A 26,719-nucleotide genomic window follows, 5' to 3' on the forward strand; every position below is an offset into this window, starting at 1 on the left:
GCTTGGAGCTATCCTGTGCCGACGGGGGCGGGCCAAAGTGACAGAAGGCGGTCAGCCCCCCATTATGCTTGCCGTCTGGATCGCCTCAATCAGCGCGGCCCGGTTGATGCGAGGGCGCTCGCCATCGAGCAGTTGCTGCCACAGGGCAATGGCCTGACTGTAGCGGCCATGCAGGAAGTGATCGGAGGCGAGCAGCATCAGGGCGCTCACTTCCCCCGCATCCTGCTTGAGGGCACTCTCCAGCAGGCGGGTTGCCTCGGGAGTCAGCTGCTGGCCCGCCTGATAGTAGAGCACGGTGGCTTGGGCGGCCTGGGTCGCCGCGCTGGCGCCCCCTTCTTGCAGAGCAAGACGCTGATAGGCGAGCAGGGCGTTGTCGTACTCGCCCCGATAGAGGTAGAGCTGGCCGAGCGCCGCCCAGCTGTCGAGATCGGCGGGGTTGCGCTGAAGTTTCTGATGGAGACTCCCCAGCTCCTTGTCCTGCAGATCCCGCGGGCTCAACCCCGCCAGCGGATCGGGGCGCGACTGATAAGCCTGCCATGCCTGATAGCGGTCGGTGCTGAGATACACAGCGGCCACGGCCGTGATGGCCATGATGCCAAGCAGCAACAAGGCCCGCCCGTGCCGATGATGGCGGCCGCGATTGGTATGCTGGCTGGCCAGTTGCGCGCGCAGGGCCAGCTCCGCTGCCGGGATGGCATTCGCCAAACGGGCGGCGCTTAGCTCCCCGTATAGCGGTTGATCTGGAGAGAGGCCCGCCTGCTCCCCGTGCATGATCAGCAGATTCAATTCGCTGCGCGGATCGGCGGCGGGTTGATGGATTGCCTCAACAGTTGCCTTAACGACAGGGATGGCCTGCGCTTTCATGCGCGTCAGGCGGCGAAACAGAGTCAACAGCGCCAGCCCCAACAGCAGCAGGGGTCCGCCCCACAACAACGCCGTGCTGGCTTTGAAGGGGGGATCGTAGCGCACGAAATCGCCAAAGCGCTCCGTCATGCGGGCGATCACCTGTTCATCAGACTGCCCCTCGTCCACCCAGCGGTAGACTTCGAGCCGCAGATCCCGCGCGATGGGGGAGTTGGACTCCACCAGATTCTGGTTTTGGCACTGGGGGCAGCGCAGGGCGCGGGCCAGCTCCTGAGCGCGGATCTGCAGCTCGGGGTGGCGAAACTGATAGGTATCGACCCCGCTGGCAAGGGCCCCGAGACTTAATGCCAGCAAGAGCTGCGCGATCAGGGCGTGGCAGAGACGGCTCATTGCTTGCTCTCCTGCACTTGTCTATTCACTTCGGGCTGGCTAGCGATTTTGCTGCGGGCCTCGGCAAGCAGAGGGGCAAACTGGCGTAGCCAGATCCCTTTGGTGAGCTCGCCGGTATGGCGGGCGAGCAGGGCGCCATCGGCATCAAACAGATAGGTTTCCGGCGTGCCGTAGACGCCGAGCTCCAGCGCAAGTTTGCCGTCAGGGTCGGCCAGCACGGCGCGATAGGGGTTGCCCGCCTGGATAAGCCACATACGGGCCGCATCCCCCTTGTCTCGGTAGTTGAGACCGTAGAGGGGCACTGTGTCCGCCAGCTCGCTGAGCAGCGGATGCTCAGCGCGGCAGTTGACACACCAGCTGGCCCAAACGTTGAGCACAAAGGGTTCGCCCTTGAGGCTGGCGGTCTGGATCGGACGCCCACCCAGCAGATTGTCGCTCTGCCACATGGGCAGAGTGCGCCCTGCGACGGCCTCATCCTGGCTGTAGGGATTGTTGCCAAGGCCGAGCCAGAGCAGGGCGCCGAGGCCCAGGGTCAGCAGCAGTGGAACAAAGAGGCGCAGGCGGGATCTCATAACGCCTCCTGTTCGAGCCGGTGATGGGAGGTGCCAACCGCAACGGAACGGGAGGCAAGCAAGGGGCGACGGGCGAGCAGGCGCAGGGTGCCTCCAGCCATCATCAACAGGCCACCGAGCCAGATCCAGCGCACCAGCGGCTTATGGTGCAGACGCATGGCATAGGCATCTGGTCCCATCTTCTCACCCAGCACCACGTAGAGATCGCTAAGCATTCCCCATGCAATGCCGGGCTCGTTCATGTTCATGGTGCGCACGCTGTAGTGGCGCCGCTCCGGCGTCAGCCAAGCTACCTCTTTACCGTTCTTGTGCACGCTAAGTGTGATGCGCTCGGCGGTGTAGTTGGGGCCGATCACCGGCTCGCGCCCCTCATAGCGAAACTCGAACGCGCCGAGCTGGTAAGGCTGGTTGGCACTTAGCACAGTGCCCCCCTCCTGACTGTGGTGACTCACCTGCGCGATGCCAAGGGCGCACACCGCCACCCCGAGGTGGGCAAGCAAACTGCCGAACCGATTGAGGGTGAGTTCACGCAGCGACGTCGGTTGCAAGAGCGGGAGCAACAGGCTGGCCATCAGCCAGAGGCACACCATATTGGCGAGGATGCCGATCCAGCTAGCGGAAAACGATCCCTGTTCCAGATAGGCCAAGCTAAGCAGCCCGCCGCCAAGCAAGCCAAACAGTGGCGGCAACAGGGTGTTGAGCCGGGAACTTGCGGCCAGCTGTTGCCAGCGCAGGCGCGGCAGTTGGGTCATCAGCGCCATCAGGCAGAGGGCCAGCGGCACGAAGATGGTGTTGAAATAGGGGGCGCCCACCGAGAGCGAGCCCAGATGGAGCGACTGGAACACCATGGGGTAGAAGGTGCCGAGCAGCACGCTGGCGCAGGCCACGCAGAACAGCAGGATGGCGGCGCCGAGCAGCCCCTCTTTTGACAGCAAGCCAAAGCGGGCATAGGGGGCGCGAATGTCCGCCCGCAGGGCAAACAGGGTGAGGGCACTGGTCAATAGCAAGCCGAGCAATAGCAGCAGGGTGAGGCCGCGGCTGGGGTCTACCGCAAAGGCGTGCACCGAGGTGAGCACCCCGGAGCGCACCACGAAAGTACCGAGCAGGCTCAGCGAAAAGGTAAAGATGGAGAGCAACAGCACGGCGTGGCCGTAAGCGCCGCGCTTCTCGCAGACAATCAGGGCGTGCAGCAGGGCAGTGCCCAGCAGCCAGGGCAAGAGGGAGGCGTTTTCTACCGGATCCCAGAACCACCAGCCACCCCAGCCGAGCTCGTAGTAGGCCCACCAGGAGCCCAGCACGATGCCGGCGGTGAGAAACACCCAGGAGCCGAGCGCCCAAGGGCGACTCCAGTGGGCCACGGCGCCATCTAGCCTGCCCGAATGGAGCGCCGCCATGGCGAAGGCGAAGTTGACTGCAAATCCGACGTAACCGAGATAGAGCAGGGGCGGGTGGATGATAAGGCCGATATCTTGCAGCATGGGGTTGAGATCGCGCCCCTCCAGCGGCCCCGGGAACTGGCGGTCAAACGGGCTGGAGAAGATCAGGGTATAGAGGCCGCACAGCCCGACGATCAGCCCCATGATGGCTAATACCCGGGTGCGGATGAGCGGATCGACCCGCCTGGAGCAAAGGGCCACCAAGGCGCCCCACAGCCCCAGCGCAAAGACGAAGAACAGCATGGAGCCCTCGTGGCCGCCCCACACTGCCGCCAGTTTGAAGCCAAGGGGCAGGGCGCTGTTGGCGTGCTGGGCCACATAGACCAGGGTGAAGTCATCGAGGCCAAAACAGCTGGCGAGCAGCAGCAGGGCGGTCCCGAGCAGGAGCGCGACCAGGAGGGCCAGCGGTGTTGCGCAGCCGAGCAGCGGGCGTGAGGCGAGCCGCAGTCCCAGCCAGGGCAGCAGCCCTTGCAGCAGGGCGAGCCCGGTCGCCAGCAACAGTGAGAGATAGCCGAGCTCCGCCAGCACACAACCTCCGTTTCAATCTTTGATGTCATTCATGTCATGCCACACACACCGCGTCGTCTCCCTTTGGGGGAAAACATTGCCAAGCAACGGGTGTGGCATCACCAGAAATTCATTGGGCCAGCAACAAACCAGCGCCAGTCACCCGAGGGTGGCTGGCGCTTATCCCCAGCTTTCAATAACCGGTTCACGCTCCGTCGTGAGAGGTCGTCAGCAAGGTAAAGAGCAGCGCAGGAACCGGAGTGTATGTGAATACATGAGGATTCCGAGCAGCACATGAGCCTTGATCACGGCCTCGCAGCAGGAGCGTGAACCGGTTTTTAAACTACTGTCATCTGGCCGGCATAAAGCACGAAGTAGCGCAGCAGCAGGATCCCCACCAGGGTCAGGCTGCAGACCAGCACCAGATAGCCGTTTTTGGCCCGCAGCGGCGCGGGGGCCAGCAGGGCCAGCAACTGGGGCAGCAGCATGCCGATGCCCACCACCCCGAGCCAGAACACCTGAGCCCAGAAGCCGCTGCCGATGGCGGCCCACATGGAGGCCTCCTTCTGGCCGCCACCGAAGTAGAGGCCGGTAAAGAAGCAGACCAGCAGCAGCACCTCCACCGCCAGCACCGGCCGCTCGAAGCGGTGAACAAAGCTCACCCCCTGGCTGTGATGGTTCTCCTTGAACAGGGTGACCGCCAGCAAGATGGTGGAGGCGATGCCAGAGCTGACGCCGGAGATGAGGAACAGCACCGGCAACACCGGATTGTTCAAGAGCGGATAGGTCTTGAGCGCCGACAGCAGAAAGCCGGTGTAGGCCCCCAGCAGCACGGCAAGCAGCAGCAAGAGCGGTGTCAGCAAGGTTTCAATGCGTGCCAACAGGGCGATTAGCCCATCCACAAAGGCGAGCTTCTCTTTCAGCAACCGGCTGCGAAGGGTCTCGATCTCGGTGCGAAATACCACCGCCAGCCAGGCGAACAGCACCGCCATGTAGACCTGGAACAGCATGACCCCCATCGACATCACTGAGTCGAACTGGTAGTGGAACATCAGCTTCCAGAAGGTCCAGGGGCGGGCCAGGTGGAAGATGAGGATCAGTAACCCCAGCACCACGCTCACCGGCGCCAGAATGGCGGTCGCCTTGATGATGCCGCTCTCGCTGCCGGCCCCCTTGCGGCGCAGCAGCACCGAGAGGGTGGTGGCCCCGGCGGAGATGCCGAGCAGAAAGAGATAGATGGCGATGGGCCAGTCCCAAACGAGTGAAGAGAAGTGAAATGCGTCATGCAACATGATCCATTCCTCCTTCTGCCACTGCGGTAGATGGCGATCGGACAAATCCCCACACGAGGGAAGGGAAGTGAAACGCCTCTTGCATCGTCATGACTTTATCTCCCCTTTGGGCACGCGGTACATCTTGGGCGAAGTGCCGAGTGCCTGCTTGTAGCGATAGGTGGTCTCCTTCACCAGCCGTTTGGCGATGGGGCTGTCCGGGTCATCCAGATTGCCGAACACCAGCGCCTTGGTGGGGCAGGACTCCACGCATGCCGGCTCCTTACCCGCCGCCAGGTTGGTCTTGCGGCAAAAGTCGCACTTATCGGCAACCTTGGTCACAGGGTTGATAAAGCGCACCTGATAGGGGCAGGCGGCCAGACAGTACATGCAGCCGACGCAGAGATCCGGGTTGACGTCGACGATGCCATCTTCCTTGCGGATATGGGAGGCACCGGTCGGGCAGACGTGTACGCAGGGAGCGTTGTCGCAGTGCTGGCAGGACTTGCGAAAGAAGTGGTACTCGGCATCGGGGAAGGTGCCGATGGGGCCGGAGCGGATGATCTCGAGGCGCGAGACCCCCTCTGGCACCTGATTGACCTCCCGGCAGGCATCCATGCAGGCGGTACAGCCGATACAGGCCGTCTCGTCGTGGATCATGCCGTAGCGGACCCCGTCGATGGTCTGGCTGTGGGCGAGGGTGGCGGCAAGGGAGCGGGTGTTGGCACGAGCAGCCCCCGTCATCATGATGAGGGCCCCCGCGCTCATCCCCGCCATGAAGTGACGGCGAGAGCAGCTCATTGTGCCTCCTTGCCCGAGGTGGTGTTCGCCTTGGCCGCCTTGACGGCCTCATGCTGCTTGCTGTGGCAGTCGACGCAGAGCTTGATGCGGGACTTCTCCGGAATAGCCACCATGGGCTCCTTGGCCGGGTGCAGCTGGTGGCAGCTGGTGCAGGTGAGCTTGGTGGCGTGCACGTCGTGGGCCCAGAGCGCCTCGCGCAGCGGTTTGGGCTCGTGACAGCTCATGCAGACCCCGTTCTGCTCGGCGATGGGGTAGCTCTCGGTACTCTGTTTGTCATTGAAGCTGTCGCTAAAGCGCATCACATCCTTGACCCCTTCCCGGTGTTTGGGGGAGGGCTGACCATGGCAGTTGGTGCAGGTGACCGGCGCCAGGTTGTTGGGGTTGGTCGCCTGGCCGTGCTTGCCGTGCATGCCGTATGCCTGCTCCTTGTGGCAGTCGGTACAGGCGGCATCGGGATTGCGCAAAAACTCCACCTCATGTGTGGCAGAGAGGGCCGCAGGGGCGTTCGCCGCATCGGCGGCCTGACCCTGCAGGCTGGTCAGCAGCATCGCTGCCATCAGCATCAGTCGTAAGAAATCCATTGTTAAATCACCCATAGGAAGCCTCCATCCGGCTGCGGGCCCGCATGCCTCGTCATTGTGCGAGCCGTCCGGCCGCTTTGGCCTCGGCATCCCAGGCGGGGACTGTGGTCTTGAGGAACTGGGCCTTGTCGCTGTTCATCTGCTTCATGTCCATGCCAAGAGCGGCCTGGGCCTTCTCCTTGCTGGAGATGTCAGGAATGGCGATCTCGTGGCTGATCCCCTTGGCGGCCAGCAGGCGTGCCAGCTTGGTGCGGGCATCCGCGGCCTTGTCCAGGGCGGTTCCCAGCATGCGCAGCGCCACTTCCGGGGCGTGCATCTGCACCCCGTGGGAGGCGATGGAGAAGTCCCAGCGCCATTGGGCGTGACGGATGTCCTGCAGAATGTCCTTCATTTCGGCCTCGGTGGCGCCGGCATCCCAGGCGGCCTTGGCTTCAAAGTGGGCGTGCACCAGCTGCTTCTCGACTTTGAGCTTGATCTCGGTGACGGCATCCTTGCGCTGCTTGACCACCCCTTGCAGCATCTCCTTGCTCTGGGTGTGGCAGTTGCGGCAGGTCTGGTCGAAGCGATCGAAGGGGTTGCCCACCTTGTGGTCGGTGTAAACCTTGCCCTGTTCGTTTTGCACCTTGGGCATGTGGCAGTCGACGCAGGCGACGTTGTTCTGGCCGTGAATGCCGGCGCGCCAGGTCTCGTACTCAGGGTGCTGGGCTTTGAGCATCGGGGTCTTGGAGAGGGCATGGGTCCAGTCGGCAAAGCCTATTTCATCGTAATACTGCTCCATCTGCTCAACTGTGGTGCCCTTGTCCCAGGGGAATTTCACCGCCTTGGTGGGGCCGCTGAAGTAGTACTCCACGTGGCACTGGCCGCACACCTGGGACTGCTGATCAAAGCGCCCCTGCTCCTTGAACGGCTTGCCGATGGCGGTCATGGCGCGATCGGCATAGGGACGGGAGAGGTGCAGGGCGGGTTTGCCCTCCTTGAACTCTTTCGAGGCGGTGTCGTGGCAGTCGGCGCAGCCGATGGTGTTGACTATCTCGGGGCCGCCTTTTGCCCACATCCCTTTGAAGTAGCCATCCTCACCCTTTTCGTCGATGACGCGGGCCACGTCCGGGCCTTTACAGCTCCAGCAGGCCATGGGCAGCGGACCGTCTTCGGCGGTCTTGGGGGCGCCGGTGCGCAGGGTTTCCCGCACGTCGGTCAGCGCATAGAAGTGGCCGCGCGGCTTGTTGTAATCCTTGGAGAAGGGGTAGCCGGCCCAGAGCACCACCATCTGCGGATCTTCCGCCAGGGCGTCGGTGCGCTCCTTGCTCTCGCTGGTGCCTTTCCAGCTGGTGAACTGATCGGCGTGATCCTTGGCGAACAGCTCGCTGCGCGCCTCGATCTTGCCCTTGGGCTGTGCCTCGTCGGCCGCCTGTGCCCAGCCGCTGGCGCCAAGCCAGCTGGTCAGCAGCAGGGCGGCGAGCCCCAGTTTGGTCTGTCTGTTGTGTGAACTCACGATCATCACTCCCGAATCGATCTCATTGCCAGGCCCGCGCCATCCTTGCGGTGGACATAGACTCCCGAGAGTGCGGGAGCAGACAGGCCGATTCATTGTTATTGGTGAATAAAAATCACGAAATTATGCAATTGCTCGAAATGGATATTACCAAATGGGTAAAATGAATGATGATTTATCAGGCGCTGATTTGCGCCAGATCAATTAGCCAGGGAGGCAAAGTGCGGAAATGAGATCTTGGTTAAATTATGAGTAAACTCAACTGATTGAGCTGCACTATCAAGATTTACTCATTTTTGGCAGGCGACATTGATGGCTACGCCTGATGTGGCAAGGGTTGGTGAAAAATATGACATGTTATTTATCTATTTATGGGTATATTTTATCATTTGAATATTTATTCGATGTCGCGCCCTTTGTCGACTAGCGCCATGGAACCTTGGAAATGAAAGAGCCGGCAATTGCCGGCTCTTTGTTTATCTCTGCGTGGATTGTTTTTTATGCGACCGCAAGGGCCGGGGGAGTCAGGCCAGCGCCCGGGCCAATAGGTGGATCGGATGTTCACAGCGGAAGCTGGTGCTCATCTCGATTTGCCATTTGCAGGTCTCGCAATCGGTGATCACCAGATCGGGGGCCTGGCGGTTGATCTGATCAAACAGCCCTTCGCCGATGGTCTGGCTGGTTTCGTAGTTCTCCGACTTGAAGCCGTAGGTGCCGGCGATACCGCAGCACTGGGACTCCAGTACCGTCACCTTGACTCCGGGAATGGCGCGCAGCAATTCGAGGGTGTAGATGACGCCCCCCATCTTCTCCATGTGGCAGGGGGTGTGGTAGGCGATGTGCAGATTGAGCGGCTTCATCGCCGGTTTGTTGCCCTTGTAGAACTCGTTCCACAGGAAGCGGGTCACCAGCGAGATGCGATCCCGCACCTTGTGGTTGTCCTGCTCCAGCAGGTGGGGGTATTCGTCGCGCAGGGTGAAGCCGCAGGTCGAGGAGGTGGCCAGCAGTGGCATCTCGTTGCCGAGCAGGGAGTTTTCCATCTGCTGGATGTTGAAGGCCGCCTGCTGTTTGGCCTTGTCCATAAAGCCGTTGGCAATCAGCGGCACGCCGCAGCATTTTTCCCGCTCCAGCAACTGCACGCCGATGTTCATGGCGTTGAGCACTTGCACCAGCTCCTTGCCAAGCTGCGGGTGGTTGTAGTTGACGTAGCAGCCGTGGAAGTAGGCTATTTGGCGCGCAAAGCGGGCTTGAGTCTCTTTCTGCTTCTTGTACCAGCCACGGAAGGTGCCCTGGGAGTATTTGGGCAGGTCGCGGTGGGAGGAGACCCCCAGCGCCTTGTCCAGCACCAGTTTCATCGGCTTGAGGCCGGTGGTGAAGTTGACCACGGGGGCCATCAGGGTAGACATGCTGCCCATCAGATCGGTGTGGGAGAGCACGAACTCGCGGATCCCCGGTTTGAAACCGCTGTATTGGTGCTTGGCCTTGGCGATGATGTCGCCGATGCGTACTCCGCTCGGGCAGGCCACTTCGCAGCGTTTGCAGTTGGTGCAGTGCTTGAGGGCGCTGTCGAACAGCTCCGGGCTTTTGATCCGCAGCCGCTCCCCATCCGGGCCCGCCTGTTTCGGGCCGGGGTAGGCCGGGTTGGCCTTGGCCACCGGGCAGTAGGCGGTACAGACGGTGCATTTGATGCACTGATCGAAAGTTTGGTTGGCGTGATCCAGTAGCATGTCAGTTCTCCTCCCGGCGATGATGAAGACACGGGATATGGGACAAAGTAATCATTGGGCCGCGCCCAGAATATGGCCGGCGGCCTGCCAGCCGGTGGCAACGGCAACACCGGAGCCGGAGCCTTCACGAATTGGGTCGTAATGGGCCAAGACACTGCCGGCGCCATAGAGGTTGACCAGCGGCTTGCCGCCGCGCAGCACCCGCAGCTTGTCGTCGGTCTTGACCCCGAAGCCCATAAAGGGGTGGTGATCGAACAGGCGGCGACCGGCCCAGGCGTCGCGCTCTTCCAGACTCAGCACATCGGCATCGAAGATGGGCTCGCGAATGCCGCGCAGACGGGATTCGAGCCCGCGGCTGAAGAAGCTGCCGGAGGCGAGCACGAAGTGGTCCGCTTCAAACAGCTGATCATCGCCATTCTGGCTGTGTACGCCGATGACGCGATCACCCTCGTAGCGGGCGCCCAGCACTCGTTCACTGGTGAGGAAGGTGCCGCCAAGGGCCATGAAGCGGCGCTTGAGCGCCTCCTGCATCCGCATGCCAATCAGCGACGGCGGCATGGTTGCCACCTCCTTGATGGTGCAGCCGGTGCGCTGCTCCAGCTCCGCCAGACGGGGACCGACCAAGCCAAGGGACAGGCAGGCGGGCAGCACGATATGGCGGCAGCCCGGTTCGCCACACTCCAGCACCATGCGGCTGATCTCGCGGGCCAGGTCCGCTACCAGATGGTGTTTGTCGCACAGGCGGGCGATGTCGGCGGAGCGAAACTCGTGGGGGTTGCGGCTAAATTCCGCCAGCTGGGGCAGGCGTACTTCGCCGGTCAGGATGCGGCAGTGGGCGAAGCGGGGATGAGTCGCCAGATTGGCGGCCGCCAGCGCCGGATGAAAGTCGCGAAAGCCCTCGAGGGTGGCCAGCAGCAGTACATCCGGGATCGGCGCATCGGTGACGCAGGCACAGGTATCGGGGGAGAGCCAGGTGAGCTTGAGGGTGCCGATGGGGGTCAGGCGCTGGTGGTTGGTCTCGTGGTGCACCAGCGGCAATCCCTGCTCGGCGCAGTGGCGCTGCAGATCGGCGAGGCTCGCTTCGATATTTTGCATCCCCACCTTGCTGTAGGGGTGATCCGGATGGGCAGCCATAAAGGCGGGCAGGGCGGCGCGGGGATCTCCCTCGCTCTCCAGCAGATCGACTGAGCCGGAGGAGAAGTGCAGGGCACTCTGGCCGGAGGCCATCAGCAGGGTCTTCTGGCCCGCCTCTACCAGCCGCATGGCGGCCGAGAGTCCCGCCATACCACCGCCGATAACGATATTGTCAAACTTCATGACGGCTCTCCTTGTGAGTGGTCTCGCTGGTTGGGCCGCGAGGCGTATCGGCAACCAGCTGCGGCGCCGTCCATTCTCCCAGGCCAAACAGCCCTTCGTAGATCCAGTAGGTGAACTCGGCCTCGCGCAGGGCATCGCCCCACAGGACGGGGCGGGTCCCCTTGTAACGCTCCTCCAGGAACTGGCGCAGCATGACGCAGGCCTGACGACCGTCAGCTTTGCCATACTCCTGCATCAGACCGGCGGCGCGGTAGGCGCACAGCTCACCCTGACAGGGGCCCATTCCCAGACGGGTGCGGCGGCGCAGGTCGATGAGGTTGTCCACATCCAGTTCGCGCAGGGCGTATTCGATTTCGCCCGCGGTGACCATTTCGCACTCGCAGATGAGGGCGTTGGCCTTGGGGTTGTCACGGAAGAAGGCGATGACCCGCTCGCCGTGGCGGTATTGGGCGGAGCCTTCGACCGGCACCGAGAGACCGGGAGCGGAGACCTTTTCCGGATCCCGTGAGCCGGGCAGGCTCAGTGTGGCGGTCTGGCAGGGTTTGCTGTTGCCGAGTTTTTTGGCCAGCAGATCGGTGGCCCACTCCGCCATCAGGCGGTAGGTCATCAGCTTGCCGCCGGTGATGGTGTTGAACCCCTTGAGGCCGTCGCGTTCGGCGTGATCCAGCAGCACGATACCGCGACTGATGTTGCGGCCGGTGTCGTCACCGTCCACCGCTACCAGCGGGCGTACCCCGGCGTAGGCGCGCAGCAGACGGGTGCGGGCCATGATGGGAGCGAGCTTGATCCCCTCGCGCAGCAGCACCTCGACCTCTTCGGGTTCCACGGTGAGCTGGTCAATCTTGTTGTAATCGATGCGACTCGACGTGGTACCGATAAGGGAGATGGTATCGCCCGGCACCAGAATGTCCGCATCTGCTGGTTTGCGGGCGCGGTTGAGCACCAGCTGGTTGATGCGGTAATCCATGATGAGCAGGGAGCCCTTGGCCGGGAACATGCGGATGCCGAGATCGGCGTATTCGCAAATTTGCTGGCCCCAGATGCCAGCAGCGTTGATCACCTCCTGACACTCCACCTCGAACGCTTCGCCGGTGCGGGTGTTGATCGCCTTGACCCCGTGCACCCGATCCTGCGTGCGGAGCAGCCCCAGCACCTTGCTGTGGGTGAAGATGCGGGCGCCGTGCTCTTTCGCATCCAGCACGTTGGCGGCGGCGAGACGGAACGGATCGACCGTGCCGTCCGGCACATGGATGGCACCGATCATCGCTGGGTTGGCGTTGGGTTCGAGCAGCAGCGCTTCGCGGGGATCGAGCTGGCGGGTGTCGATACCGGCCAGGGCGCAGGCATCCATAAAGGTGCGTTGGAAATTGATGTCATCTTCCGGCAGGGTGAGGAAGAGACCGCCCGTGTCCTCGACACAGTGGCTGGCAATCCGCTTGAGGATGCGGTTTTCCTGGATGCATTCGCGGGCGGACTCCTGATCCGTCACCGCGTAGCGAGCACCGGAGTGCAGCAGGCCGTGGTTGCGGCCGGTGGTGCCAGCGGCGATATCATCGCGCTCGAGCAGGATGCAGTCGATGCCGCGCAGTGCGCAATCGCGCATGATGCCGGCCCCTGTGGCACCGCCGCCTATGATGACGACTTGTGTGGTTATTCTTTTCATTGTTGCCCGTCTCATCTCTTCCAGATGAGGCCAGTGTGGCGCACTTCTGAGTAAAAATGTTTGATATGGGCCAAATTTGCGTTCGCAAACGCTCATTTGTTCGCGCGTTAATGAGCATTGTGTGACATTTGTCACGCTTGTCATCGCAGCGGTTTGTAGGTGGCTGGCGAATGACAGGCACAAAAAAGGGGCATCGGATGCCCCTTGTCGCTGTCTGACGAGTCTGGCGGGGAGTGTGACGAGTCAGCCGCAGCACTTCTTGTGCTTTTTGCCGCTGCCACAGGGGCAGGGATCGTTGCGGCCGGTTTTGAGCGGCAGGGGATCGATCTCCCCTTCGGTGTAGACCCAGCGCCCCTGATAACGCACGAAGCGAGAGCGCTCATGCAGGCAGTGGCGCTTATCCCCCTCCAGAAACCAGGCTTTGAACTCCACCATCCCGGTTTCATCCTGCGGGCCGCCCTGGCTGGCGATGATCTCGAGACCATCCCAGTGGGTATCTGTTTGGGAAAGCTCTGCCGCCGTGAGGCCGCCGAGGTGGGCCGGATGCCAGCTATGGACCAGATACTCCCCCAGCCCGAGCACGAAGGCGCTGTAGCGCGAGCGCATCAGCTGCTCCGGGGTGTCAGCCACGGCGCCACTGTGAAGTGAGCCACAGCACAATTCGAGAGAAAGGGTTGAGCCGCAAGGACAAAGATTCATGATTTTCACATTCTGGCCGATTTGTTTAAGGGAATTGTAACGAAAGGGGGGCTCGCCCTGCCAGCACCTATACTGATGAGTAGGCTAGGAATTCCAATAAAAACAGCTGCAAGGATGTGAAAGATGACGCTAAAACAGAAAATCCTGTTACTGGGTGCAGTACCCGTGCTGCTGATGGCCCTGGTGGTCAATCTCAGTAACTACATGGTCTCCAAGAGCGCTCTGGAGTCTGAGCTGGTGGTGGCGAGGGAAGATGCCATCAAGGAGCGCAAGGCGCTGCTCAGCAGTTACATCATGATGGCCAAAACCGCCGTCGATGCCGTATATGCCCTGCCGGATTCACCGGAAAATCGTCAGAAGGTCAAAGAGTTGCTCAGGCCGCTGCGTTACAGCAGTGACGGCTACTTCTTTGTCTATGACTTCGAGGGCAACACAGTATTGCTGCCGACCCGTGCCGAGCTGGAGGGGAAAAACCGCTGGAACGACAAGGATGCCAAGGGCAAGTTGCTGATCCAGGACATCCTCAAGGTGGCCCGTCAGGGGGATGGCTTCTCCGAGTACTGGACGGCCAAACCCTCCATCGGCCGTGATGCCCCCAAGCTGGCCTTCAACATGGTGCTGGACAAGTATCAGTGGGTCATCGGGACCGGTTTCTATATCGATGATATCGACAACGATCTGGCCGCGCTGCGCGCAGAGCGCGAGAGCAACATGTATGCGTCGCTGCAGAGCAGCGTGCTGGTGATCCTGCTGATCCTCGGTATCACCCTGGTCGTGACGGTGATCGTGGGTAACCGGGTGACCAAACCGCTGGCGGATGCGGTGTCGGCGCTCAATGACATTGCCGACGGGGAGGGGGATCTGACCCAGCGCCTCAAGGTGCAGAGTCAGGACGAGATTGGCCAACTGGCCAGCGCCTTCAATCGCTTCGTCGAGCGGATCCAGTCGGTGGTGAGCCAGGTGGGCGAGACCAGCAATCACCTCTTTAGCGCCGTTGAGAAGCTGCACAATCTGAGCGAACACTACGATCATCAGATGCAGGGCCATAGCCGCGAGACCGATCAGGTGGTGACCGCGGTGACCGAGATGAGCTCCACCGCGCAGGAGGTGGCGGCCAGCGCCTCCAATGCCGCGACCGCAACCAGCGATGCGGCCCGTGAGTCTGACGCGGCGCGCGGTGTGGTCAGCACCGCCATCAACAGCATCAACCGGCTGGTGGGCGAAGTGCATACCGCCTCCGGCGTTATCGAGCAGCTGGCCCACGAGACCGGCAAGATTGGCTCCGTGGTAGAGGTCATTCGTGGCATCGCCGAACAGACCAACCTGTTGGCGCTCAATGCCGCCATCGAGGCGGCCCGAGCCGGCGAACAGGGGCGCGGCTTTGCGGTGGTAGCGGATGAAGTGCGCTCCCTTGCTGGCCGTACCCAGCAGAGCACCAAGGAGATCAACGAGATGCTGCAGCGGCTGCAGGGCGGGGTGAAGCAGGCGGTGGATGTGATGCAGGCGAGCGAAGAGCGCAGTCAGGAGACGGTGCAGGAGGCGGGGCACATCGCCAGCTCCCTCGACAGCATGGTGACGGCGGTCAGTACCATCAACGACATGAATATCCAGATCGCCACCGCCGCCGAGGAGCAGCACGCGGTCTCCGAGGAGATCAACAAGAACCTGGTAGCCATTCAGCAGATCGTCAGCGAGCTGACCGATGCGGCGGTGGAATCCAACAGCACCACTCGCGATCTGGCCAATACCGGCGACAAATTGCGCAAACTGGTCTCCCAGTTCCGTTATTGATCCTGTCAGGGTCCGTGATGACAACCACAAGATGCGGTCTGAACCCCGGTTCAGGCCGCACTTTATTTGGGGATTGCCCAATAATGTGTGAAAATTGGCGGCCCCTGTGTCAGCCCTTAACCCATATCCTATGAATGAGATCGTGAAAGGCAGTATCGACTTGATCCGGCAGCTCAACTACGGCCTGGTGTACGCCAGTCTGGAGGAGCACAAGGAGCTGTCACGTACCGATCTCTCCCGCTTGACCGGCCTATCTCCTGCCAGCATCACCAAGATCACCCGTGAACTGCTCGATGGCGGTCTGGTGGTGACCTGTGGCGAAAGTTCGGTGGGGCGCGGCCGTCGCCAGACCCTGCTGCGCATCAACGAGCGCCGCTTCCAGTTTCTCTCCATGCGTCTTGGTCGTGGCTACGTGGATATGGCGCTGTTCGACTTTTCCGGTCGCTCGCTGGCTCGCCAGCGTCACCTATTTACCGAAGAAGAGCGGGCCGATCTGTTGGGCAGTCTGGTACACGCCATCAAGGTGTTTCTGCCGAAAAAGTCCCTCAGTCTGGCCTGTATCGCCCTCTGTCTGCCGGGTCAGGTGGAGCGTCACTCCGGCATGGTCAAGCACTTCCCCTTCTACGATCTGCGCAACTGGCCGCTGGGGCCCACGCTGCAACAGGCGTTTGCCGTGCCGGTGCTGGTGAGCGGTGACGTGCGCACCTGGATCCAGGCCGAGCGGGAGTGGGGGGCTGCCAAGAATTGCGCCGATGCGGTGCTGGTGTTTGTCCACAACGACATCGGGGTCGGCATGGTGGTCAATGGCCAGCTCATCGAGAGCGAGAATGCGCTGCTCGGGGATCTCAGCCATCTGCAGCTCGAGCCTTACGGCCAGCGCTGCTACTGCGGCGGTTTTGGTTGTGCCTGCACCCTGGTGACCAATCAGGCGCTGGAGGCGCAATACCGGGATCTACGCGAGCGGATGCAGGAGCACGACTTGCCCGAGAGCGTTACCATCCGCGAGCTGTGCGAGCTGGCGCTGGCGGGCAACAGCCTCTGTCAGGATATTCTCCATCAGGCGGCGGGCCGCCTCTCCAAGGTGCTATCCAACCTCATCTGCCTGCTCAATCCGGGCAAGCTGCTGCTGGGGGGCGAGATCACCCGTGCCGATCGGCTGCTGTTCCCCATGTTGCACCAGTCGCTGGCCAGCCAGTTGCCCGCCGAATATCTAGTGCGGCTGCAGATTGAATCCACCCACTTTTACGAAGATCCCACCAAGCCCACCTCGGTGCAGGTGCACAAGGCGCTGCGCGATGGCAGCCTGTTGCTGGAGCTGCTGCGCAGCTGTCAGGAGTCGTAAGGCAAGATAGTTTGGCACTGTGTCTGGCGAAAGGGGCAGGGATTGCTGTTCCGCCAGCGCGTAACTCGGTACAATCTTGCGCTTTTCCGGCAGCGCCCCTGTTATCGGGTCCTGTGGCACCGTGACATGTTGGCACCGCTGCCGTTCCTGTTTTGACTCCAGTTGTGAACCTAGATGAAGCCTGTTCCTGATCACGCCGTCAACCGCCTGCGGGCCTGGCGCAAGAGTATCTCTACCCGACCGTTTCTTGCCCGTGGCGGCACCCTGGTCCGCTGTCCGGCCTGTCAGCTGCGCGAGGACTGGTGTGCCTGCGAGTGGCGCCCCGAGCTCAAAGCCGAGGCCGGTTTCTGCCTGCTGATGTATGACAGCGAGCCGATGAAGCCCTCCAACACTGGTCGCCTCATCGCCGATGTGTTGCCGGACACCACCTGGGCATTTCTCTGGTCACGTACCCAGCCCCATCCCGAGTTGCTGGCCCTGCTGGCCGATCCCGCCTGGCAGCCCTATGTGGTCTTTCCCGCCTGCGAGAAGGAGCCTGCCCGCCTGACCGGCGAGGTGACGCTGGCACCGGGCAAGAAGCCGCTCTTTATCCTGCTCGACGGCACCTGGCCGGAGGCGCGCAAGATGTTCAACAAGAGCCCCTATCTCGACGGATTTCCGGTGCTCGCCATCAAGCCAGATGCGCTTTCCACTTACGGCATGCGAGTGGCCAACTGCGATGAGCACCTCTGCACCGCCGAGGTGGCGGCCTGCGTGCTGGAAGTGGCGGGAGAGCTCAAGGCGGGGCAGGCACTGCAGCACTGGTTCAACTTGTTCAGCAGCCGCTACATGGCCGGTCGGGTCAGCCGTTTCCCCGGTGCCGATGAGGATCATCTGTGTGAGGCGCTGGCGGCCATCAAGGAAGCGAACGTCGCTTCACCGGCTTGCTAACTGGCCCTCTGAGGGTTGGGGCAGGGGCGTGGCAACTCACATCAATGAAAATCAGGAATCAATTGGCTGCCACTGTTTCGTTAGATTCATCGACGGTGGCCCGCTAGGATAGCGGACAGCCTGTGCAGCCCCTGCACAACCCCGTTTTGGTTATCTCCGGTTGCCCAACCCCTTCGGGCAACCCACTCTCGTGAGGTCTATGGATGGAATTGGAACTGGTTACCCTGTTTGCCCTGTTCGGTGTGGCGCTTGTCGCCGGCTTTATCGATGCCATCGCCGGTGGCGGCGGCCTGCTGACGGTGCCAGCCCTGCTTGCCACCGGCATGCCGCCCGCGCTGGTGCTCGGCACCAACAAGCTGCAGAGCAGTTTCGGCTCCTTCTCCGCCACCTGGTTCTATGCCCGCAAGGGGTTGCTGGAGTGGGCCATGATCTGGCCTGCGGTGATCTGCACCTTTATTGGTGCGGCCATTGGCACGCTGGCGGTACAGACCATAGACGCTGCCATTCTCGAGCGCCTGCTCCCTTTCCTGCTGATGGCCTTTGCCTGCTACTTCTACTTCTCGCCGCGGGTGAGCGATGCTGAGAGCTCCCGCCGTCTCACCCCCATGCTGTTTGCGCTGCTGGTGGGGGGCGGTGTCGGCTTCTATGACGGCTTCTTCGGGCCGGGCACTGGCTCGTTTTTTGCCATCGGTTTCGTGGCGTTGGCGGGCTTTGGCATGGCGCATGCCACCGCTCACACCAAGTTGCTCAACTTCACCTCCAACATCGCCTCCCTGCTGTTCTTTGCCCTCGGTGGCAAGGTGGTGTGGAGTGTCGGTTTTTGCATGGCGCTGGGGCAGTTTATCGGCGCCCGTTTCGGCTCCAAGATGGTGTTAAAGCAAGGGGTGAAGCTGATCAAGCCGCTGCTGGTGACCGTCTCGTTGCTGATGTCTGCCAAGCTGGTCTGGAGCCAGTATCCGGAGCTGTTTGCCTGGATCTGAACCGCGGGGAGTGGGCAACAAATTGGATGTTTACGGGGCCCTTGGGCCCCGTAAACATCTGGTGGGTTTACACAGTTAGCGCGGCGTGTCGCTGCAGTGGCGAAAGTGTTGGTGCAGGGCGCTGACCAGCTGGGCAATCCGCTCGCGCTTGAGGCTGCTCTGTCGGTAGACCAGATGGAGGGGACGGCCCAGTCCGGGCAGTGGACGGGCCATCTCCCCCTGTTCTCCCACCAGCGCCAGCAGGCCAGCGGGCAGCAGCACCGGGCCAATGCCCGCCTTGGCGAGCTCGATGAGCGCCAGATAGGAGTCGAGCTCCATGGCGGGCTCCAGCCCTATCTCAGCCAGCGGTTCGCGTAGGTAGCGGTTGGAGGGGTTATCCAGATCCATTGCGAGGATCTTGCGCTGGCTCCCTGTGCTGGCTGGCGGCAGGCTCTGCTGCGCCTCGCCCACCAGATAGAAGGGCTCTTCCATTAGCAGATCGGCGCCGAGGCCATGGCCGGGCGGGAGGCGACCGGCGCAGATGCCGAGCAGGGCATCACCGCTGCGCACCCGCGCCAGAATCACCGGGGTGTGGTGGGTAGAGAGGGCAAGATGGGGATCGCGGCCCAGATAGTCGCGCATAAAGTGGGCGAGGTAGCCCGCCAGCAGGGTTTCGGAGCAGGCGATGGGGAGCGGGCTGTGATCAGCCAGATCCTGGCTATCTGCCAGCACCCCCTTCATTTCGGCCAGACTCGGTGCCACCCGCTCCAGCAACTCCTTTGCCTGCGGGGTGAGCCGGATCTGGCGCCCCTCCGGCTCGATCAGCTTCTTGCCAAGGCGCAGCTCCAGCTGGGCAATCCGCTTGCTTACCGCCGACTGGCTGATGTAAAGGCGACTGGCCACCTTGGCCATGGTCCCTTCGCTCGCCAGCAGGCTCAGCGTCTCCAGCCCTTCCAGTAACATCTCGCCCCCTCGTGTCGCCATCATGCCTATCGAATGGCGCTACCTTAGGGGCTGACTGGCTCAGGAGCAAGTGTCGTTTGCCGCCTTGGCCGGTCGAATGCGCCACTCGCTTAAGGGCGGTGCGAAGATCACCAGATTGCCAATGAGGCTCACCACCACCCCGGCCACCGAGACCGGCTGCCAGACAAAGCCTTCATAGAAGGTGGAGAGAGTGAGCGCCACCAACGGAAAGAGCACTGTGGCGTAGGAGGCCTTGCTGGCACCGATGCGCCCTACCAGCGTCAGGTAGGCGGTAAAGGCGATCACCGAGCCAAACAGGGCGAGATAGACCATGGCCGCCAGATAGTGGCCATCGGTCGGCACCACCAGTTGCTGGCCGAGCAATGTGACCCAGCCCAGCAACAGCACCACGCCGTAAACCATGCCCCAGGGCACCAGTTGCAGTACGTGATAGCCGTGGCGCTGGCCCCGGGCCGAGACCAGATTGCCTAGCGAAAAGCAGAGGGTGCCGCCGCAGGCGAGCAGCAGCCCCTTCCAGCCGTTTGCACCCAGTTGCGCATCCGCCAGCACCGGCCAGAACAGCAGCAGGGTGCCCAGGAGCCCCAGCAGGGAGCCTTGCAGCCAGCGCAGGGTGGGGCGCTTGCGCTCGAACAGCCAGAGGTTGAGGCCGTTGAAGATGCTGGCACTGGCGAAGATCACCGCCGACATGCCGCTCGGGATATAGCGGGTGGCGTGGTAGAAGCAGAGAAAGTTAGTGGAAAAGAGCAGGGCGCCAAGCAGCGCGGCGTAACGCTGGCCGTGCCACGGCAGGCGTGGAAAGCGGCCGCTGGCGGTGAGCAGGGCAAACAGTGCCACTGCCGCCAGCAGGAAGCGGTAGAGCACCGACACCTCGATGGGGATGGGGCCAAGTTGCCAGGCGATAGCAATCCAGGTGCTGCCCCAGATAAGCACGGTGGCAAGATAGAGCATCAGGTTCATCACAGTTCCGGTGAGTCAGGGAGAGAGATGACCCACTATGGGGGGAGTCCTGATGGCTGGATTGCACCATCTTGCGGTTTTTCATCGTCCTGCGCTGTCATCTGCGGGCACGGTCGGTAAGATGGATGGCAGGCGGGAGAGCCGCGCAAATAACCGGAACAGGTGGCAGGGGCGAATGAAAACAGCAGGGGTATTTGATGCACTGGTCAGCACCGGCGCCCGGCTGGAGGACGCCTGCTGGCTCGAACCCGGGCTCGGGGTGGCCAGCTGGCGTAACTGCTATGACCAGACCCGCTATCACAAGCCGGGCCACCACACCCTGAGCGTTTATCTGCAGGGGGGCGAGCAGACCGAGCGACTCGATGGGCCGGGTGGCCACGGCGGCACCGGCAAGGTGTGCATCATGCCGGATCACCACAGATCCGAGTGGCTGGTGCGCGAAGAGTTTCGCTTCTTTCATCTCTACTTCACCCCGGCTCACCTCACCCGTATCGCCGAGGAGGTGTGTGACAAGGAGGGGCGTCACCTGCAACTGGTGGACAAGACCTTTATCGACGATCCGCAGGCGGCCGGGTTGGTACAGCGTCAGCTGATGCAGCTGGAGTGGCAGCACGGGGTCGATCGGCTGGCGCTCTCCCACGGTGCCTGGATGTTGATCCTCCACGCCTATCGTCACCACACCGAGGAAGCTCCCGGTTTGCCGCCTCTACGCGGCGGGCTGGCGCCCGTGGTGATCAAGCGGGTGCAGGAGTATCTGCAGGCCCATCTGGCCGACTCGGTCACGCTGGCAGAGCTGGCGCAGCAGGCGGGGCTGAGCGAGTACCACTTCGCCCGCATGTTCGGCCAGAGTCTCGGCTGCCCGCCTCACCGCTATCTGCTGGGACTGCGGCTCAAGCGGGCCAAGCAGCTGCTGGCAGGCCCGGAGCCACTGGCCAGCATCGCCAGTCAGTGCGGTTTCTCTTCCCAGGCCCATTTTGGTAACCGTTTTCGCGAGGCGTTTGGTTTGACGCCGGGACAGTGGCGGGTGCAATTGTCATCTTCCTGTCACAGATAACCCTGAGACTTTGGGCAAAAGAGGTGTACTCTCTACCACTTATCCATTGAAAGGAATGCCCATTGAATTATCGCAAACGTCAAACTCGTACCCGTCACCTCTGGTTTAGCCACTGGAATGCTCCGCAAGATCGCACCGCTGTTGTTACCCCTCCCGAACCTGCAGTGCCTCACAGTTCACGTTGAAATCCCCCCGCCTGCGATAGGATTTTTCCGGTAATTTTGCCACTATTGCCCCATCACAATGATGTGGACATGGCCGGATGTTTCTGGAACGTATTGAAGTCAAAGGTTTTCGCGGCATAAATCGCCTGTCGCTCGGGCTGGATCACACCACAGTGCTGATCGGCGAGAACACCTGGGGTAAATCGAGCCTGCTGCGCGCCCTCTGGTGCCTGCTGGGGCAAAATGCCGAGCCCTATCAGTTCACCGCCGAGGATTTTCACCAACCGGAAGATCCTGAACTGGCGCCGGCGCGCCACCTGCAACTGGTGCTCACCTTCAGTGAGCACAGACCCCAGATGTGCCAGCACTCCCGTCGCTTGGCTCGTCTCAGCCCCTCCTGGGTGCTGCACAAGGACAAATTCCACCGCATTCACTATCGCGCCAGTGCCGAGCTGCAGGCGGATGGTTCTGTGCTCACCATGCACGACTTTCTCGACGGGGTGGGCAAGAGCCTGCCCATTGCCAATGCTCATGAGCTGGTCTCCATGCTGATCACCATGAACCCGGTGTTCCGGCTGCGCGATGCCCGCAGTGCCCGCAACGGGGTGGAGACCCTGCAGTGGGGAGATCTCTCCGAACATCGCCTGAGCGAGCTGGCGGACAAGCTGATCGACGAACCCCAGCGCATCGGCGAGCCGGAGCTCAAAGAGGCGTTGCAGGCGGTGCGCCAGCTGATGGATCACTACTTCAACGCATTGGCCCCCATCAAGAACAAGCCGCGCAGTCAGCGCGACATCATCAATCGCCCCATGACCCTGCGCAATCCGGGCAACCTGCATACCCTGCTGCGCCGCGCCGACAACCGTGCGCTGCAACTGGCGATGGCGGGGATGGCGGCCACCCTGTTGCAGGCGCGGGGTAACCGCGAGCTTGAGGAGGGGGCTCGCCCCATCATGATCCTGGAGGACCCGGAGAGCCGGCTGCACCCGACCATGCTGGCGCTGGCGTGGGGGCTGCTCGAACAACTGCCGGGCCAGAAGCTGCTCACCACCAACTCGGGAGATCTGCTCTCTTCCCTGCCGCTCAATCAGGTGCGGCGGCTGGTGCGCCGTCAGCAGGATATCCTCTGTCACCAGTTGGGCGGCGAGCGTTACAGCAGTGACGATCTGCGCAAGATCGCCTTCCACGTGCGGATCAACCGTCCCATGTCGCTGTTTGCCCGCTGCTGGCTGCTGGTGGAGGGGGAGACCGAGATCTGGCTGCTCTCCGAGCTGGCCCAGATCTGCGGTTACAGTCTGCGGGCCGAAGGGGTACGGATCATCGAGTTTGCCCAGTGCGGCCAGTCGCCACTCATCAAGGTGGCGCGCGATTTTGGCATCGAGTGGCACCTGCTGACCGATGGCGACGAGGCGGGGCTCAAGTATGCCGCCTCGGCCCGTGGCCAGCTCAAGGGCGAGCGGGAGCGGGACCGACTGACTCAGCTGCCTGCCGCCGACATCGAGCACTACCTCTATCACAATGGTTTTGAAGCGGTGTTTCGCCGCGAGGCCGGGGTGGGTGGGCGCGCCATGTGGAGTGCCAGCCACATCATCAACAAGGCTATTCATCACCGCAGCAAGCCGGGGATGGCGCTGGCGGTAGTGGAAGAGGCGGAGCGGCTCGGCGCCGAGCATATTCCGCCGGTGATCCGCCAGATGTTTGCCCGGGTGGTGGCGCTGGCCCGCGGTCAGGGCTGAAGCCGGCGCCGCATCCCGGCACTATGGGCATGGCTGCCAGCAGGGCGCCCTTCAAGGTGGGCCCTGCTGGCGGAAATTGCCCCGGATTGTTTGCCCTTGATCGTTTGTCGCGATTGGGGATAGCCGCCGGTTTGGGTATACTCGCCCCTCTCTGGCGCCCCGGTGGCGCACCTCGAATCTTTACTGCTGGAGGCGTCGTGTTCGTCCAACTCCCTTTTTGGCTCTTTCCCCTCACCGGATTGATGGCGCTTGGCGCCCTGATCGCCCTCGGTATCGTGCTGTGGCGCGGTGATATCTGCCCCGGCCAGCGCTCGCGCATCAGTCAGCAGCTCTTCTCCATCTGGGTTATTACCGCGCTCTCCTTGATGCTGGCGGTGGAAGCCAAGGCGGCTAGCTGGCAGATCTGGAGTGGTGGTGTAGCACTGGTGCTCGGGGTCGGCTTGTCGCTGGCCCAGTCACGGCTGGAGGGCAAGCGTTCCGTCCCCTCAACGCTGCTCTGGCTACCGGCGTTGCCGCTCGCTGTCTATGGCTTCGGGCTGCTGCAACTGCAGGGCTGGGTGAGCGGTCTGCTGCAGATGGCGATGCTGGGGGCGGCCTTTGCCCACCTGATGCTGCTGCGGGCCCGTCATCGCCTCAAGGCATTCAACACCTTGTTGCCGCTAGCCGGTCTGGTGGGGGCGATGGCCAGTCTTATCTGGCTGGCGGTGCTGGTGGGCTGGCAAGGGGACGAGGCCAATCTCGATGCGCTGATCCCGGCGGTGGTTACCCAGGCTGCCCTGCTGGTGGCCTCCCTGCTGCTCTGGTTCAGCCCGCTCTACTTGCAGCGTGATACCGCGCCTGTGGTGGTCTCCACCTCCCTGTGTGGCCTGCTGATCGCCCAGATTGCCGCCACCAGCGTGTTGCACCAGCTGGTCTGATACCTGCGCCGAAAAGAGAAAGCCCCGAGCCAACGCTCGGGGCTTTTGCTTATCTGGCTTGCAGGTATTGCAGCCATCACTTAACAGCAATCCATTAGCAGCAATCAAGCCGCAGTTATCTATCAATAGAAGTCGTCGGCCCCACAGATAAAGAGGCAACTGCTGCGCGGCTGGGCGAGATACTCACGGGTCAACCCCTCCAGCGGCATGCCGAAGGTGCAGATATCTTGCGGCGAGGGGAGGGCAGTATCGAGGATCCGTCGCCAGTAGCCGCCAACCCCCTTGGGCGGGCTCGGCAGATTGAAGGTGAGCGGCTCCCAGTAGGCGTTGAATAGCACATAGAGTGCCAGCTTGGTTTCGCTCGACAGCGCCGACATGGCGATGGCGTGGGAGTGGGGGCTGAAATCCGGTTGCCCGGCGTTGACCCCGTGCCAGCAGATCTCGCTGTGGCGCAGGATCTCGGTGAGCGACAGCGGCATGCTCTCCTGCTCCGGGCGCTGGAACAGGTGTTTGCGGTACTGGATCAGCTCCTTCATGAAGCGGAACATCTCCTGACCGCGGGCGTTGGGTAGCCAGTTCATCCAGCAGGTAGCGTTATCCTGACAGTAACCGTTGTTGTTGCCCCGCTGGGTGCGCAGCAGCTCGTCTCCCATCAGCAGCATGGGGGATCCCACCGAGAGCAGGGTCGCCACCATCATGTTCTTGGCCTGCCGCATCCGCAGGGTGTTGATCTGGGGATCCTCCGTCATCCCTTCATGGCCGTGGTTCCAGCTGAAGTTGTGATCGCAACCGTCGCGGTTCTCCTCCCCGTTGGCCTCGTTGTGCTTGCCGTTGTAACTGGCCCAGTCCCACAGGGTAAAGCCGTCGTGGCAGGTGACGAAGTTGATGCTCTTCTCGGGATCGGCGTGGTGATAGTGGTAAATATCCGGGCTGCCGCATAGCCGCTCGACAAAGGTGGTGACGCTGTTGTCATCGCCGCGCAGGAAGCGGCGCACATCATCCCGGAACTGGCCGTTCCACTCACGCCAGCGGGCGCCGGCAAGCGACCCCACCTGATAGAGTCCCCCCGCATCCCAGGCTTCAGCAATCAGCTTGATGTCGGCGATGTTGGGATCGGTATCTATGGTGCGCAGGGTGGGCGCATTGGCCTGCGGCTGGCCCGATTCGTCTCGCGACAGGATGGCGGCCAGATCGAACCGGAAGCCATCGACGTGCATCTCCTGACGCCAGAAGTGGAGGCTGTCCATGATCATCCGCAGTACCACCGGATGGGCGCCGTTGAAAGTGTTGCCGCAGCCCGAATAGTTGGTGTCTTTCTGGTTGTTGTCGAGGATGTAGTAGGCCTCGTTATCGATGCCGCGGAACGAGAAGACAGGACCATCATCACCCCCCTCGGCGGTGTGGTTGTAGACCACATCCAGGATCACCTCGATATTGGCGCGGTGCAGCGCCTTGACCATGTCGCGAAACTCGGTGAGAGGATCATCGCCGCAGGCGTATTGCGCGTGCGGGGCGAAAAAGGACATGGGGCTGTAACCCCAGTAGTTGGAGAGCCCCTTTGGCGCATCCTGGGGATCGAACTGGAACACCGGCAGCAGCTCGACGGCGGTGACGCCGAGAGATTGCAGATAGGGGATCTTCTCGATAAGTCCGAGATAGGTGCCGCGCAGCGCCGGATCAACCCCGGAGCTGGGGGATTTGGTAAACCCCCCCAGATGCAGCTCGTAGATCACCGAGCGGGAGAGAGAGTGGGCGGGCAGCTTGTCCCCTTCCCAGTTGTAGTGACGGGTATCGACCACCCGATTCTTGGCGCAGCAGGCCAGATTGCTGCCGGGCCGGGCCGCCGCCCAGCGGTCGTAGTTGGCGCCCAGCTCGATGCTGCGACCATAGGGATCGAGCAGCACCTTGTCGGCATCGAAGCGGGTGCCGCAGTAAGGGCGCCACGGGCCCTGAATGCGATAGGCATAGCGTTGACCGACAGGTAGCCCCTCAATATGGATATGCCAGTAGTAGGCGGTGCGGTTGAAACGGGGCGAGAGCGGGATCACCTCTGGCGTGCTGTCCTCGGCGCTGGCGAAGAGCAGCAGTTCCACCCGGCTGGCCAAGCGGGCCCAGATCGCGAAGTTGACGCCGTGGCTGTCGGGTGTGGCCCCCAACTGACGGCAGTGACCGGCGGAGATGCGCATATTTTACCTACCCAAAATGAGGAGAGTTCAGCTTATTGAGTGTAGTGCCGGATGCCCTGCAAGGACTCGATTGCCTGAAAAAACAGCATGATGCTGCTAATGACCGCACTCTTTGTCCGATTAATCTACGAATAAACTTTTTTTGAGATATTTACTTGCAATCTGTGCGCTGGCGCCTATTATTGGCGACCTCAGACGCGGGGTGGAGCAGCTCGGTAGCTCGTCGGGCTCATAACCCGAAGGTCGTCAGTTCAAATCTGGCCCCCGCAACCATCTGAGAACCTGACCTGTCAAACCGCTGTAATAGGTTGGCAGAAAAGGAAAAATCGAACTGGCTACTGCTCGGCCACTTCGAGAAAAATTCGGACGCGGGGTGGAG

The 26,719-nt window shown here is 62.1% G+C and carries 21 protein-coding genes and 1 tRNA gene; 8 read left to right on the forward strand and 14 right to left on the reverse strand.

Going from position 1 to position 26,719, the window contains the following annotated elements:
- Positions 1 to 51 precede the first annotated feature (51 nt).
- The 11 genes from nrfF to BN1115_RS10915 all read right to left on the reverse strand — a co-directional run bounded on the left by nrfF (position 52) and on the right by BN1115_RS10915 (position 13,320).
- Positions 52 to 1,254, reverse strand: coding sequence for a heme lyase NrfEFG subunit NrfF (gene nrfF, locus BN1115_RS10865; RefSeq protein WP_042657173.1), 1,203 nt, complete (start codon positions 1,252 to 1,254; stop codon positions 52 to 54).
- Entirely contained in the window at positions 1,251 to 1,826 is a 576-nt protein-coding gene (locus BN1115_RS10870; protein ID WP_042657174.1) for a DsbE family thiol:disulfide interchange protein, read from the reverse strand. Before BN1115_RS10870 ends, nrfF begins: the two co-directional genes overlap by 4 nt.
- Positions 1,823 to 3,790, reverse strand: a complete 1,968-nt coding sequence (gene nrfE, locus BN1115_RS10875) for a heme lyase NrfEFG subunit NrfE (RefSeq protein WP_042657175.1) — start codon at positions 3,788 to 3,790, stop codon at positions 1,823 to 1,825. Before nrfE ends, BN1115_RS10870 begins: the two co-directional genes overlap by 4 nt.
- A gap of 317 nt (positions 3,791 to 4,107) precedes the next feature.
- Positions 4,108 to 5,061: a cytochrome c nitrite reductase subunit NrfD gene (gene nrfD, locus BN1115_RS10880; RefSeq protein ID WP_042657176.1), complete on the reverse strand. Its 954-nt coding sequence runs from the start codon at positions 5,059 to 5,061 to the stop codon at positions 4,108 to 4,110.
- Between the two features lie 87 nt (positions 5,062 to 5,148).
- Positions 5,149 to 5,841, reverse strand: coding sequence for a cytochrome c nitrite reductase Fe-S protein (gene nrfC / locus BN1115_RS10885; RefSeq protein WP_042657177.1), 693 nt, complete (start codon positions 5,839 to 5,841; stop codon positions 5,149 to 5,151).
- Positions 5,838 to 6,437 carry a cytochrome c nitrite reductase pentaheme subunit gene (nrfB, locus tag BN1115_RS10890; protein ID WP_042657178.1) on the reverse strand — a complete coding sequence of 200 codons (600 nt, stop codon included), beginning with the start codon at positions 6,435 to 6,437 and terminating at the stop codon, positions 5,838 to 5,840. The genes nrfC and nrfB overlap by 4 nt, the downstream gene beginning before the upstream one ends.
- A 37-nt stretch (positions 6,438 to 6,474) precedes the next feature.
- On the reverse strand, positions 6,475 to 7,920 hold the full coding sequence (gene nrfA / locus BN1115_RS10895; protein ID WP_042657179.1) for an ammonia-forming nitrite reductase cytochrome c552 subunit: 1,446 nt from the start codon (positions 7,918 to 7,920) through the stop codon (positions 6,475 to 6,477).
- Positions 7,921 to 8,438: 518 nt separating this feature from the next.
- Positions 8,439 to 9,641 carry an anaerobic glycerol-3-phosphate dehydrogenase subunit GlpC gene (glpC, locus tag BN1115_RS10900; protein WP_042657180.1) on the reverse strand — a complete coding sequence of 401 codons (1,203 nt, stop codon included), beginning with the start codon at positions 9,639 to 9,641 and terminating at the stop codon, positions 8,439 to 8,441.
- A gap of 51 nt (positions 9,642 to 9,692) precedes the next feature.
- Positions 9,693 to 10,958, reverse strand: coding sequence for a glycerol-3-phosphate dehydrogenase subunit GlpB (glpB, locus tag BN1115_RS10905; protein ID WP_042657181.1), 1,266 nt, complete (start codon positions 10,956 to 10,958; stop codon positions 9,693 to 9,695).
- Positions 10,948 to 12,621, reverse strand: coding sequence for an anaerobic glycerol-3-phosphate dehydrogenase subunit A (gene glpA, locus BN1115_RS10910; RefSeq protein WP_042657182.1), 1,674 nt, complete (start codon positions 12,619 to 12,621; stop codon positions 10,948 to 10,950). Before glpA ends, glpB begins: the two co-directional genes overlap by 11 nt.
- A 243-nt stretch (positions 12,622 to 12,864) precedes the next feature.
- Positions 12,865 to 13,320, reverse strand: a complete 456-nt coding sequence (locus BN1115_RS10915; protein WP_082034834.1) for a YchJ family protein — start codon at positions 13,318 to 13,320, stop codon at positions 12,865 to 12,867.
- Between the two features lie 123 nt (positions 13,321 to 13,443).
- Here BN1115_RS10915 and BN1115_RS10920 point away from each other — a divergent pair, with 123 nt between their 5' ends.
- From BN1115_RS10920 to BN1115_RS10935, 4 genes are all read left to right on the forward strand, one after another.
- Entirely contained in the window at positions 13,444 to 15,111 is a 1,668-nt protein-coding gene (locus tag BN1115_RS10920) for a methyl-accepting chemotaxis protein (protein WP_042657184.1), read from the forward strand.
- 130 nt (positions 15,112 to 15,241) lie between these two features.
- On the forward strand, positions 15,242 to 16,453 hold the full coding sequence (locus tag BN1115_RS10925) for an ROK family transcriptional regulator (protein WP_042060762.1): 1,212 nt from the start codon (positions 15,242 to 15,244) through the stop codon (positions 16,451 to 16,453).
- A 174-nt stretch (positions 16,454 to 16,627) separates the two neighbouring features.
- A complete protein-coding gene (locus BN1115_RS10930) occupies positions 16,628 to 17,383 on the forward strand; it encodes a tRNA-uridine aminocarboxypropyltransferase (RefSeq protein ID WP_042657185.1) in 756 nt (251 codons plus the stop codon).
- A gap of 203 nt (positions 17,384 to 17,586) precedes the next feature.
- Positions 17,587 to 18,363: a TSUP family transporter gene (locus tag BN1115_RS10935; RefSeq protein ID WP_042657186.1), complete on the forward strand. Its 777-nt coding sequence runs from the start codon at positions 17,587 to 17,589 to the stop codon at positions 18,361 to 18,363.
- Between the two features lie 75 nt (positions 18,364 to 18,438).
- On the opposite strand, the gene BN1115_RS10940 is transcribed toward BN1115_RS10935, so the two are convergent.
- On the reverse strand, positions 18,439 to 19,305 hold the full coding sequence (locus BN1115_RS10940) for a LysR family transcriptional regulator (protein ID WP_042657187.1): 867 nt from the start codon (positions 19,303 to 19,305) through the stop codon (positions 18,439 to 18,441).
- Between the two features lie 60 nt (positions 19,306 to 19,365).
- On the reverse strand, positions 19,366 to 20,283 hold the full coding sequence (locus BN1115_RS10945) for a DMT family transporter (protein ID WP_042657188.1): 918 nt from the start codon (positions 20,281 to 20,283) through the stop codon (positions 19,366 to 19,368).
- A gap of 175 nt (positions 20,284 to 20,458) precedes the next feature.
- On the opposite strand from BN1115_RS10945, the gene BN1115_RS10950 reads away from it, so the two are divergent.
- The 3 genes from BN1115_RS10950 to BN1115_RS10960 all read left to right on the forward strand — a co-directional run bounded on the left by BN1115_RS10950 (position 20,459) and on the right by BN1115_RS10960 (position 24,154).
- Positions 20,459 to 21,337, forward strand: a complete 879-nt coding sequence (locus tag BN1115_RS10950) for a helix-turn-helix domain-containing protein (RefSeq protein ID WP_042657189.1) — start codon at positions 20,459 to 20,461, stop codon at positions 21,335 to 21,337.
- 262 nt (positions 21,338 to 21,599) lie between these two features.
- Positions 21,600 to 23,237 carry an ATP-dependent endonuclease gene (locus BN1115_RS10955; RefSeq protein ID WP_042657190.1) on the forward strand — a complete coding sequence of 546 codons (1,638 nt, stop codon included), beginning with the start codon at positions 21,600 to 21,602 and terminating at the stop codon, positions 23,235 to 23,237.
- A 197-nt stretch (positions 23,238 to 23,434) separates the two neighbouring features.
- Positions 23,435 to 24,154, forward strand: coding sequence for a hypothetical protein (locus tag BN1115_RS10960; RefSeq protein WP_042657191.1), 720 nt, complete (start codon positions 23,435 to 23,437; stop codon positions 24,152 to 24,154).
- Positions 24,155 to 24,276: 122 nt separating this feature from the next.
- Here the strand turns inward: BN1115_RS10960 and glgX are convergent, their stop codons facing one another.
- Positions 24,277 to 26,340 carry a glycogen debranching protein GlgX gene (gene glgX / locus BN1115_RS10965; protein ID WP_042657192.1) on the reverse strand — a complete coding sequence of 688 codons (2,064 nt, stop codon included), beginning with the start codon at positions 26,338 to 26,340 and terminating at the stop codon, positions 24,277 to 24,279.
- Positions 26,341 to 26,536: 196 nt separating this feature from the next.
- Here glgX and BN1115_RS10970 point away from each other — a divergent pair.
- Positions 26,537 to 26,613, forward strand: a tRNA-Met gene (locus BN1115_RS10970).
- Positions 26,614 to 26,719 lie beyond the last annotated feature (106 nt).

Origin of the sequence: Aeromonas allosaccharophila, assembly GCF_000819685.1 — a bacterium.
Classification (GTDB): Bacteria; Pseudomonadota; Gammaproteobacteria; order Enterobacterales; family Aeromonadaceae; genus Aeromonas; species Aeromonas allosaccharophila.